This is a genomic window from Streptomyces sp. NPDC004561, assembly GCF_053602155.1.
Map to the genome: position 1 here is coordinate 1 of NZ_JBSGDB010000317.1, position 10,578 is coordinate 10,578.

At 72.0% G+C, this 10,578-nt stretch carries 10 protein-coding genes; 7 read left to right on the forward strand and 3 right to left on the reverse strand.

Annotation, left to right across the window (positions count from 1 at the left end; translation table 11 throughout):
* Window positions 1–132: 132 nt before the first annotated feature.
* A complete protein-coding gene (locus tag ACWEN3_RS31775; RefSeq protein ID WP_452977738.1) occupies window positions 133–1,182 on the forward strand; it encodes a zinc-dependent alcohol dehydrogenase family protein in 1,050 nt (349 codons plus the stop codon).
* A 28-nt stretch (window positions 1,183–1,210) separates the two neighbouring features.
* Here the strand turns inward: ACWEN3_RS31775 and ACWEN3_RS31780 are convergent, their stop codons facing one another.
* Window positions 1,211–1,411 carry a helix-turn-helix transcriptional regulator gene (locus ACWEN3_RS31780; protein ID WP_452977741.1) on the reverse strand — a complete coding sequence of 67 codons (201 nt, stop codon included), beginning with the start codon at window positions 1,409–1,411 and terminating at the stop codon, window positions 1,211–1,213.
* Window positions 1,412–1,623: 212 nt separating this feature from the next.
* The gene (locus ACWEN3_RS31785; RefSeq protein ID WP_452977744.1) at window positions 1,624–1,875 is read right to left on the reverse strand and encodes a hypothetical protein; all 252 of its coding nucleotides are present in this window, start codon (window positions 1,873–1,875) and stop codon (window positions 1,624–1,626) included.
* A 176-nt stretch (window positions 1,876–2,051) separates the two neighbouring features.
* Between ACWEN3_RS31785 and iolC the strand changes: the two genes are divergently transcribed.
* From iolC to ACWEN3_RS31815, 6 genes are all read left to right on the forward strand, one after another.
* On the forward strand, window positions 2,052–3,002 hold the full coding sequence (gene iolC / locus ACWEN3_RS31790) for a 5-dehydro-2-deoxygluconokinase (RefSeq protein ID WP_452977746.1): 951 nt from the start codon (window positions 2,052–2,054) through the stop codon (window positions 3,000–3,002).
* A 59-nt stretch (window positions 3,003–3,061) separates the two neighbouring features.
* Window positions 3,062–3,946: a Cgl0159 family (beta/alpha)8-fold protein gene (locus ACWEN3_RS31795; RefSeq protein ID WP_452977762.1), complete on the forward strand. Its 885-nt coding sequence runs from the start codon at window positions 3,062–3,064 to the stop codon at window positions 3,944–3,946.
* 8 nt (window positions 3,947–3,954) lie between these two features.
* Complete coding sequence (gene iolB / locus ACWEN3_RS31800; protein WP_452977748.1) at window positions 3,955–4,770, forward strand: 5-deoxy-glucuronate isomerase; 816 nt, start codon at window positions 3,955–3,957, stop codon at window positions 4,768–4,770.
* A complete protein-coding gene (gene iolD, locus ACWEN3_RS31805; RefSeq protein WP_452977751.1) occupies window positions 4,767–6,644 on the forward strand; it encodes a 3D-(3,5/4)-trihydroxycyclohexane-1,2-dione acylhydrolase (decyclizing) in 1,878 nt (625 codons plus the stop codon). The genes iolB and iolD overlap by 4 nt, the downstream gene beginning before the upstream one ends.
* Window positions 6,645–6,660: 16 nt before the next feature.
* Window positions 6,661–8,163, forward strand: a complete 1,503-nt coding sequence (mmsA, locus tag ACWEN3_RS31810; protein ID WP_452977754.1) for a CoA-acylating methylmalonate-semialdehyde dehydrogenase — start codon at window positions 6,661–6,663, stop codon at window positions 8,161–8,163.
* 390 nt (window positions 8,164–8,553) lie between these two features.
* Entirely contained in the window at window positions 8,554–9,951 is a 1,398-nt protein-coding gene (locus ACWEN3_RS31815) for an APC family permease (protein WP_452977757.1), read from the forward strand.
* Window positions 9,952–9,954: 3 nt separating this feature from the next.
* Here the strand turns inward: ACWEN3_RS31815 and ACWEN3_RS31820 are convergent, their stop codons facing one another.
* Window positions 9,955–10,365: an N-acetyltransferase family protein gene (locus tag ACWEN3_RS31820; RefSeq protein WP_452977760.1), complete on the reverse strand. Its 411-nt coding sequence runs from the start codon at window positions 10,363–10,365 to the stop codon at window positions 9,955–9,957.
* Between the last annotated feature and the right edge of the window lie 213 nt (window positions 10,366–10,578).

Sequence of the window (10,578 nt, forward strand, 5' to 3'; positions counted from 1 at the left end):
CAGCGCCCCGGCCGGCCAGGACGTCCCGGTCGCCCGCCCCCGCTCGGTCCTCACCGGGAAGCCCACCGCCATCACCTAGGGCGCCCGGCACCGATTCCGGTGCGGGTGCGGGCGCGTGGAAGGCTGAGGCGCATGAGAGCCGTGTTGTTCGAGGAGTACGGGAAGCCGGCCGAGGTGCGGGAGGTGCCCGATCCCGAGCCCGCGGAGCACGGCGTGGTGGTGCGGGTCGAGGCGACCGGGCTGTGCCGCAGCGACTGGCACGGCTGGATGGGCCACGACCCGGACATCACCCTGCCGCATGTGCCCGGGCACGAACTCGCCGGAGTCGTCGAGGCGGTGGGCGCCCGGGTGGCCGGGTGGCGGCCTGGCGACCGGGTCACCGTGCCGTTCGTCTGCGCCTGCGGCACCTGCCCGTCCTGCGCGGCCGGCGACCAGCAGGTGTGCGAACGGCAGACCCAGCCCGGCTTCCACCACTGGGGCTCCTTCGCCGAGTACGTGGCCCTCGACCACGCCGACGTCAACCTGGTGGCGATCCCGGACGACATGGCGTACGCCACCGCCGCCGGCCTCGGCTGCCGCTTCGCCACCGCCTTCCGCGCGGTGGTGCAGCAGGGCCGGGTCGCGGCCGGCGAGTGGGTCGCGGTGCACGGCTGCGGCGGGGTCGGGCTGTCGGCGGTGATGATCGCGGCGGCCGCCGGGGCGCGGGTGGTCGCCGTGGACGTGTCGGCCCGGGCGCTGGAGCTGGCGCGCGGATTCGGCGCGGCCCACACGGTGGACGCGGCCCAGGTGAGCGACACGGCGGCGGCCGTCGGCGCCCTGACCGGAGGGGGCGCCCACCTCTCCCTGGACGCCCTCGGTTCGCCCGTCACCTGCGCCGCCTCGGTCGGCTCGCTGCGCCGGCGTGGCCGGCACGTCCAGGTCGGCCTGCTGCCCTCGCCCGACGGCACCACCCCCGTCCCGCTGGCCCGCGCCATCGCCCTGGAACTCGAACTCCTCGGCAGCCACGGCATGGCCGCCCACAGCTACCCCGGCATGCTCCACCTGGTCCGCTCCGGCGTCCTGCGCCCCGACCTCCTGGTGACGTCCGCCATCCCCCTCGACGCGGCCCCGGCGGCCCTCGCGGCGATGGGCACGGCGCCCGGGGCCGGGGTCACGGTCATCGAGCCCTGGAGCCGGACCTGAGCGAGGGGGTGGCCCCGGCCCCCGATGGTCAGTCCGGCCGGCGGCCGCGGTTGCTCGGGCGGGAGGCGACCCAGGCGCGGACGGTGTCGGCGTACCAGTAGGGCTTGCCGCTCTCCACGTGGTCGGGCGCGGGCAGCAACCCGTGCTTGCGGTAGGACCGTACGGTGTCCGGCTGCACCTTGATGTGTGCCGCGATCTCCTTGTAGGACCAGAGCCTTCGGTCGGTCATGAGTTGCACCTCCCCGCGCACACCGCGGCGGCGGCCGGGTACGGCCGTCGGGGGAGCCGGGCGCTGCGCTGGCGATCACCAAGCCTGTGTCGGGTGAACGACACAGAGTGACCAGCCGACAGCGCCTGTCGAGCGGATGTGACGCAGAACCCGCGTATCCGCGACATCTGTGACACAGGACAGGTCTTTGTGACGTAGCTGACGCAAAGAGGTCAGTGGGACGCGGGTCCGCCGGCGATCCGCTCGGTCGGTTCGCGGGCGGAGTCCGGGGCCGGACGGTAGACGCCCTGGATGCTCACCGGGCTGCGCAGCTCGCCGTCCACGACATGCTTGATCTGCCGTTCGCCGCGCCGCGACCGGTAGGTGAGCCGGGGAAGTAGATCGGCCGGGACCGGCCGGTCGAAGGCGGGCGGAAGGACGGCCGGTCCCGGGAACGGAGGGCCTCGCAGAGGTCGTTGGTCCACAGTGCGGTGTACGCGTCAGCCATGCGGCGAACGCTGAATGCCGCCTCTGACGGTGCGGTGCCGCGCCGGGGACCTCGGGGAGCGTCAACCTTTCGTCCGAATGTCCGGACAAAACATTGACAGGGCTCCGTGGACAGGACTACAAAACCGGGGAGAGCCGTGACGAAGGGAAGCCGATGGCGTACGACCTGATCACCATGGGGCGGATCGGAGTGGACCTCTACCCGCTGCAAACCGGCGTCCCACTCGCCCAGGTGTCGTCCTTCGGCAAGTTCCTCGGCGGGTCGGCGACGAACGTGGCGGTCGCCGCTGCCCGCCTCGGCCGCGCCACCGCCGTGATCACCCGCACCGGCGACGACCCGTTCGGCGCCTACCTGCACGAGGCGCTGCGCGGCTTCGGCGTCGACGACCGCTGGGTCACCCCGGTCCCCGGGCTGCCGACACCGGTCACCTTCTGCGAGGTCTTCCCGCCGGACGACTTCCCGCTGTACTTCTACCGCCGGCCCAAGGCTCCCGACCTGGAGATCGACGCCCACGAACTGGACCTGGACGCCGTGCGCGCGGCCCGGATCTTCTGGGTCACCGGCACCGGCCTGAGTGAGGAGCCCAGCCGTACGGCCACCCTCGCGGCCCTCGCCCACCGCGCCGGGTCCGGTACGACCGTCTTCGACCTCGACTGGCGCCCGATGTTCTGGGCCGACCCCGACCAGGCCCGCCCCTTCTACGCCGAGGCCCTGCGCCACGCCACCGTGGCCGTCGGCAACCTGGACGAGGTCGAGGTCGCCACCGGGGTGCGCGAACCGCACGCCGCCGCCCGGGCGCTGCTGGACGCCGGGGTGGAGATCGCCGTCGTGAAGCAGGGACCCAAGGGCGTCCTCGCCGTCAGCCGGACGGGTGAGTCCGCCGAGGTCCCGCCGCTCCCCGTCACCGTGCTCAACGGGCTCGGCGCCGGGGACGCGTTCGGCGGCTCCCTCTGCCACGGGCTGCTGGCCGGCTGGGACCTGGAGACGATCATGCGGCACGCCAACGCGGCCGGCGCCATCGTCGCCTCCCGCCTGGAGTGCTCCTCCGCGATGCCCACCCCGGACGAGGTGGCCGCCGCGCTCGAGGCCGGAGCGGTGCTGTGAGGGCCGGCCGCGTCACGGGCACGCACCACGAGGGCGGGGACATCGCCCGGCGGTCACGTGTGGACGTCGCCGAGCTGGTCCGGATCCGCACCCACCACCCGGAGGCGATCGCCGAGGCCGCCGTCCGCCGGGCCCGCAGACCGCTGCTGAACGAGAACGGCCGGCTGATGATCGTGGCCGCCGACCACCCCGCCCGGGGCGCCCTCGGTGTCGGCGACCGCAAGCTCGCCATGGCCAACCGCGCCGACCTGCTCGAACGGCTCTGCCTCGCGCTGTCCCGGCCCGGCGTCGACGGCGTCCTCGCCACCGCCGACATCCTCGACGACCTGCTGCTGCTCGGCGCCCTCGACCACAAGGTGGTCATGGGCTCGATGAACCGCGGCGGCCTGCAAGGGGCCAGTTTCGAACTGGACGACCGCTTCACCGGCCACCGCCCCGAGGACATCCAGCGCCTCGGCTTCGACGCGGGCAAGCTGCTGCTGCGCCTCGACTACGCCGACCCCGGCTCCCTGACCACCCTGGAGTCCACCGCCCGGGCCGTCGACGCCATGGCCGAGCGCCGGCTGCCGGTGTTCGTGGAGCCGTTCATCAGCCGCCGCGACCCCGACGGACGGCTGCGCAACGACCTGGGCGCGGAGGCGGTCACCCGGTCCATCGCCATCGCCTCGGGCCTCGGCGGCACCTCGGCCTACACCTGGCTGAAGGTGCCGGTCACCGAGAACCCCGACGACATGGCCCGGGTCATGGAGACCTCCACGCTGCCCGCCGTGCTGCTCGGCGGCGACATCGGCGACTCGCCCGAGGACCAGGTCGCCGCCTACGAGAAGTGGCGCGGCGCGCTCCAACTCCCCACCGTGCGCGGCCTGGTGGTCGGCCGCTCGCTGCTGTACCCGGCGGACGGCGACGTGGCCGCCGCCGTGGACACCGCCGTAGGACTGCTGTGAGGGGCCGCATGACCAGCACCGACCTGCACCTGCCCAGGGGCGCCACCGCGAACGCCCCGTACGCCGTCGACATCGACCCCAAGTTGGCCGGATGGACCCACAGCAGCCTGCGCGTGGTCGAGTTGGCGCCGGGCGGTGCACATACGTTCACCACCGGGGACAGTGAGTGGATCGTGCTTCCGCTGGAAGGCGGAAGTACCGTACAAATTGAGGAAAACGAGTTTCAACTCCTGGGTAGGGACAGTGTGTTCGCGGGGGCTTCCGACTTCGCGTACGCGCCCCGGGACACCCGGGTCCAGATCGCCTCCGGCGCGGGAGGCCGCTTCGCCCTGGCAGGAGCGAAGTGCGAGCGACGACTCCCCGCCCGCTACGGCCCCGCGCCGGAGGTTCCCGTCGAGCAGCGCGGCAGCGGCGACTGCGCCCGCCAGGTGCGCAACTTCGCCTCCGCGGACTCCTTCGACTGCGACCGGCTGATCGCCGTGGAGGTGGTCACCCCCGGCGGCAACTGGTCCTCGTACCCGCCGCACAAGCACGACGAGCACCGGCCGGGCGAGGAGTCCGAGCTGGAGGAGATCTACTACTTCGAGATCGACGGCCCGAACGCCCTCGGCTACCAGCGCGTGTTCCCCTCGCGCGAGGGCGGCGCCGACGTCCTCGCCGAGGTCCGCTCCGGCGACGCCGTACTCGTCCCCGACGGCTGGCACGGCCCGTCGATCGCCCAGCCCGGGCACGACATGTACTACCTGAACGTCATGGCGGGCCCGGGGGAGACCCGGGAGTGGCGGATCTGCTTCCACCCGGACCACACGGAGGGCTACCGATGACCACCCGGCTGACCGTCGCACAGGCGCTGGTCCGTTTCCTCGCCGCCCAGTACACCGAACGCGACGGCGAGCGGCGCCGGCTGATCGGCGCCACCTGGGGCATCTTCGGCCACGGCAACGTCGCCGGCCTCGGCCAGGCGCTGATCGAGTACGCCGGCGCCATGCCGTACCACCAGGGCCGCAACGAGCAGTCCATGGTGCACGCGGCGGTGGGCTACGCCCGCCAGTCGAACCGCCTGTCCGCGCACGCGGTGACGACCTCGATCGGCCCCGGCGCGACGAACCTCGTCACGGGCGCCGCCCTCGCGACCATCAACCACCTGCCGGTGCTGCTCCTCCCCGGCGACGTCTTCGCCACCCGCCCCGCGGACCCGGTCCTCCAGCAGCTGGAGGTGCCGTACGCGGGCGACGTGTCGGTCAACGACACCCTGCGCCCGGTGTCCAGGTACTTCGACCGGATCACCCGCCCCGAGCAGCTGATCCCGAGCGCGCTCCAGGCCATGCGGGTCCTCACCGACCCGGTGGAGACCGGCGCCGTCACCCTCGCCCTGCCGCAGGACGTGCAGGCGGAGGCCTACGACTGGCCGGAGGAGTTCTTCGCCGAGCGCGTGTGGACCGTACGGCGGCCGGGCGCGGACCCGACCGAGCTGGCCGAGGCCGTGCGGGCGGTCCGCGCCGCCCGCCGGCCCCTTCTCGTCGCGGGCGGCGGTGTGCACCACAGCCGCGCGGAGGAGGCCCTCGCCGAGTTCGCGGCGGCGACCGGCATCCCGGTCGCCTCCACCCAGGCGGGCAAGGGCTCCCTGCGCCACGACCACCCGCAGGACGTGGGCGGGGTCGGCCACACCGGCACCGCGACCGCCGACGAGCTGGCCCGCACCGCGGACCTCGTCATAGGGGTGGGCACCCGGTACACGGACTTCACCACCGCCTCCGGCACCCTCTTCGCGAACCCGGACGTCCGTTTCCTCAACCTCAACATCGCGCCCTACGACGGCCACAAGCTGGCCGCGCTGCCGCTGATCGCGGACGCCCGCAGCGGCCTGGGCGAGCTGACCGAGGCGCTGGTGGTGCACGGGCACCGGGTCGACGGCTCGTACGTCGCCGAGTACACCGAGGGCAAGGAGCGCTGGGAGCGGCGCGTCGACGCCTGCACCGAGGCCGGCGAGCCGGACGCACGGCCGACCCAGCCGCAGGTCGTCGGGGCGCTGGACGCCCTGGTCGACGAGTCGGACATCATCATCAACGCGGCCGGCTCCCTCCCCGGCGACCTGCACAAGCTGTGGCGGGCCCGCTCGTACGACCAGTACCACCTGGAGTACGGCTACTCCTGCATGGGCTACGAGATCCCGGCCGCCATCGGGGTGAAGCTCGCCGCGCCGGAGCGCAACGTGTGGGCGCTGGTCGGCGACGGCACCTATCTGATGATGCCGACGGAGATCGTGACCGCCGTGCAGGAGGGCGTCGCGATCAAGATGTTGCTGGTCCAGAACCACGGGTACGCGTCCATCGGCGGGCTCTCGGAGTCGGTGGGCGGCGAGCGCTTCGGCACGGCCTACCGGTTCGCCTCCGGCGACGGCACCCTCACCGGCGCCCCGCTGCCCGTCGACCTGGCCGCCAACGCGGCCAGCCTCGGCATGCGCGTGCTGCGCGCGAAGACCGTACGGGACCTGCGCGCGGCGCTCGCCGAGGCGCGGGCCGCCGACACTCCCACATGTGTCTACGTGGAGACCGAAACGTCCGACACTGTGTCGGGCGCGCCTGCGGCGCAGGCCTGGTGGGATGTTCCTGTGGCCGAGACCGCGACCCGACCGTCGGCGGTCAAGGCACGTGAGCTGTACGAACGGCACGTCTCGACCCGACGCCGCCATCTGTAGTAAGGAGTCTCTGGGCATGACGAAGATCGTCAACCACTGGATCGGCGGGAAGACCGTCGAAGGCGCGTCGGGTGAGTACGGGCCGGTCACCGACCCGGCGACCGGCGCGGTCACCACCAAGGTCGCGTTCGCGTCGGTCGAGGAGGTGGACGCGGCCGTCGCGGCGGCCAAGGACGCCTTCGCGACCTGGGGCCAGTCCTCGCTGGCCCAGCGGACCACGATCCTGTTCCGGTTCCGCGCGCTGCTGGACGCCCACCGCGACGAGATCGCCGAGCTGATCACCGCCGAGCACGGCAAGGTGCACTCCGACGCGCTCGGCGAGGTCGCGCGCGGCCTGGAGATCGTGGACCTGGCCTGCGGCATCAACGTGCAGCTCAAGGGCGAGCTGTCCACGCAGGTCGCCAGCCGCGTCGACGTGGCCTCGATCCGCCAGCCGCTCGGCGTCGTCGCCGGCATCACGCCGTTCAACTTCCCGGCCATGGTCCCGATGTGGATGTTCCCGATCGCCATCGCGACCGGCAACACCTTCGTGCTCAAGCCGAGCGAGAAGGACCCGTCGGCCGCCGTCAAGATCGCCGAGCTGCTGGCCGAGGCCGGCCTGCCCGACGGCGTCTTCAACGTCGTCCACGGTGACAAGGTCGCCGTCGACCGCCTGCTGGAGCACCCGGACGTCAAGGCCGTCTCCTTCGTCGGCTCGACCCCGATCGCCCGCTACATCCACACCACCGCCTCCGCCAACGGCAAGCGCGTCCAGGCCCTGGGCGGCGCCAAGAACCACATGCTGGTCCTGCCGGACGCCGACCTGGACGCGGCGGCCGACGCCGCCGTGTCGGCGGCCTACGGCTCGGCGGGCGAGCGCTGCATGGCCATCTCCGCGGTCGTCGCGGTCGGCTCGATCGGCGACGAGCTGGTGGAGAAGATCCGCGAGCGCGCCGAGAAGATCAAGATCGGCCCGGGCAACGACCCGGCCTCCGAGATGGGCCCGCTGATCACCAAGGTGCACCGCGACAAGGTGGCCTCGTACGTCACGGGTGCGGCCGCCGAGGGCGCCGAGGTGGTCCTCGACGGCACCGGCTACACCGTCGAGGGCTTCGAGGACGGTCACTGGATCGGCATCTCGCTGCTGGACAAGGTGCCCACCAGCGCCAAGGCCTACCAGGACGAGATCTTCGGCCCGGTGCTGTGCGTGCTGCGCGTCGACACCTACGAGGAGGGCGTGGCCCTCGTCAACGCCTCGCCGTTCGGCAACGGCACCGCGATCTTCACCCGTGACGGCGGCGCGGCCCGCCGCTTCCAGCTGGAGATCGAGGCCGGCATGGTCGGCGTCAACGTACCGATCCCGGTGCCCGTCGGCTACCACTCCTTCGGTGGCTGGAAGGACTCGCTCTTCGGCGACCACCACATCTACGGCAACGACGGCACCCACTTCTACACGCGCGGCAAGGTGATCACCTCCCGCTGGCCCGACCCGGCCGACGCCCCGGCGGGCGTGGACCTCGGGTTCCCGCGCAACCACTGAGGGTGACCCGAACCCCGCCGTAGACCCCCGTCAGGCCGTCCGGATACCGGACGGCCTGACATTTTTTTGACGCCTTCACTGCGGTTCCCGTTCAGGCGGGATGAAACGGATGACGAAGGGGTTAAGAGGAAATGACCTTGGAAAACAAGGTCACATCACGGAAAAGCTTGTTGGATGCGCCAACAGGGCTTCACGGCCTGGGAAAGTGATGCGGCGCGAAGATCGCGGGAAGTGCGGATTCCGAAGGTAAACCGCCATTGACGCGGTGGTTTTCGTCGGGGTTCTCTATGCGGGCCGGGAGCGGACGAGACGAACGTACGACGAGCCGCCGGAGGCGATATCGCTCCCGCCCCCCACCCTCAGTCGCACGAGTCGATCGGATTCCGCCGCATGACCGACACGCTCCGCCCTGTCGAGGTTCCCCTCACGGAAGCCTCCGACAGCCCCCAGAAGCTCAAGCGCTCCATCGGAGTGGTCGGTGGCACCCTGCTCACCCTCTCGTGCGTCACACCCGCCTCCACGCTCTTCGTGATCGTGCCCGACCTGTTCTCCAGCCTGGGCACGGCGACGGCGCTCTGCCTCGCCATCGGCGCGCTGCTCTGCATCCCCGTCGCCTTCTGCTACTCGGAGCTGGGCACCCTCATCCCCAGCGCGGGCGGCGAGTACGCCATCGTCTCCACCCTCGCCGGACGGCTCGCCGGCTGGCTGGCCTTCGTGATGTCGCTCCTCGTCGTGATGATCGTCCCTCCGGTCATCGCGATGGGCACCGCCGACTACCTCGCCCCGGTCGTCCACCTGGACCCCGCCTGGACGGGCGCCGGCGTGATGATCGCGGCCACCCTCGCCGGTCTGCTGGACCTGCGCGCCAACGCCTGGATCACCGGCATCTTCCTGGTGCTGGAGGTCGTCGCGGCCGGTGTCGTCGCCATGCTCGGCTTCACCCACTCCCACCGCGGCCTCGGCAGCCTCGGCAGCCTGCAGATCGCCGGCGAGCACGCACACGTCAATCCCGTGACGGCCATGATGGTCCTCTCCGGACTCGCCATCGCCCTCTTCGCCACCCAGGGCTTCTCCACCGCGGTCTACCTCTCCGAGGAACTGGAGAACCCGCGCCGCAACGTCGCCCGCACCGTCCTCGCGACCCTCGCCATCTCCAGCGTGGTCATCCTGGTCCCGGTCGTGGCGATCACCCTGGGCGCCGGCGACCTGAAGGCCCTGACCGGCGGCGACATCAGCAGCATGGTCATCGCCTGGAGCAACTCGGCCGTCGGCACCTTCGTCAGCCTGTGCGTCGCCCTCGCGATCATCAACGCGGGCATCGTCATGGTGATCCAGAACTCCCGCGTCCTGTTCGCCTCCGCCCGCGACAAGGCCTGGCCCGCGCCGGTCAACAACGCCCTCGCCAAGCTCGGCCGGTTCGGCTCCCCCTGGGTCGCCACCCTCGTCGTCGGCGTCCCCGGCGCCTTCCTCTGCTTCGTCAACCTGGACACGCTCTACGGCGTCACCGGCGTCGCCGTCACCGGCCTGTACCTGCTGGTCGCGATCGCCGCCCTGCTCGCCCGCCGCGGCTCGCACGGCGCCCGGAAGGCCTGGCGGATGCCGCTGTGGCCGGCCATGCCGGTCCTGCTGATCGCCGTCCTCGTCTACATCCTCGTGGAGCAGGACACCTCGTACCTGCTGTGGACCGGCGGCATCACCGCCGTCGCCACCCTCTACTGGGCCTTCTACCTCCGGCCGCGCCAGGCGACCCGCTGGCTGGTGTCCATCCCCGAGGACACCCAGGCCTGACGGTCATGTGAAGTCCCACGCCACCACCGAGCACGTCCCCTCGTCCTTGCCGCCCGCACTGCGATAGGCGGCAAGGGCGATGTCGTTCCCCGTGTCGACCCCGACCCACATCCCGTGGCAGCCCCGCTCCCGGGCCAGCGCCGCCAGCCGCTCCACCAGCGCCCGCCCGACGCCCCGGCGGCGGTACGGCTCCCCGACGGCCAGCTCGTACAGGAACATCTCGGTGCCCTTGTCGGGGTGGACGGTCTCCACGCCGCTGACGAAGCCGGCCACGGCCCCCTCGACGTACGCCAGCAGCAGATGGTGTCCCGCGGTGGACAGGAAACGCTCCGCCCACGCCGCACGCACCGGGTTGTCGAACAGGTGCTCGGCGGCGATGACTTCGGCGACCGTGGCGGCCCGGCGGATCTCCATGGCCCTTGCTACCACGGACGAAGTACACCGCGGCAGGCTTGTACTCCCCAAGGAGGGCACGGGGTTCAGCCCGGGGGGTCCGTCGGATGTCAGAGGCGGCCCGTACCGTTGAGGCATGGATCTTCGCGTGCCCGCGCTGCGAGGGCTGCTCAAGGGGCCGCGGCGGCTGATGGCCGCCGCGGCCGCCCCCGCCGTATATCCCACCGAAGTAAA

Coding starts and splice junctions, on each gene's coding strand:
- ACWEN3_RS31775 (WP_452977738.1), top strand. CDS start 133: ATGAGAGCCGTGTTGTTCGAGGAGTACGGGAAGCCGGCCGAGGTGCGG.
- ACWEN3_RS31780 (WP_452977741.1), bottom strand. CDS start 1,411: ATGACCGACCGAAGGCTCTGGTCCTACAAGGAGATCGCGGCACACATC.
- iolC (WP_452977746.1), top strand. CDS start 2,052: ATGGCGTACGACCTGATCACCATGGGGCGGATCGGAGTGGACCTCTAC.
- iolB (WP_452977748.1), top strand. CDS start 3,955: ATGACCAGCACCGACCTGCACCTGCCCAGGGGCGCCACCGCGAACGCC.
- iolD (WP_452977751.1), top strand. CDS start 4,767: ATGACCACCCGGCTGACCGTCGCACAGGCGCTGGTCCGTTTCCTCGCC.
- mmsA (WP_452977754.1), top strand. CDS start 6,661: ATGACGAAGATCGTCAACCACTGGATCGGCGGGAAGACCGTCGAAGGC.
- ACWEN3_RS31815 (WP_452977757.1), top strand. CDS start 8,554: ATGACCGACACGCTCCGCCCTGTCGAGGTTCCCCTCACGGAAGCCTCC.
- ACWEN3_RS31820 (WP_452977760.1), bottom strand. CDS start 10,365: ATGGAGATCCGCCGGGCCGCCACGGTCGCCGAAGTCATCGCCGCCGAG.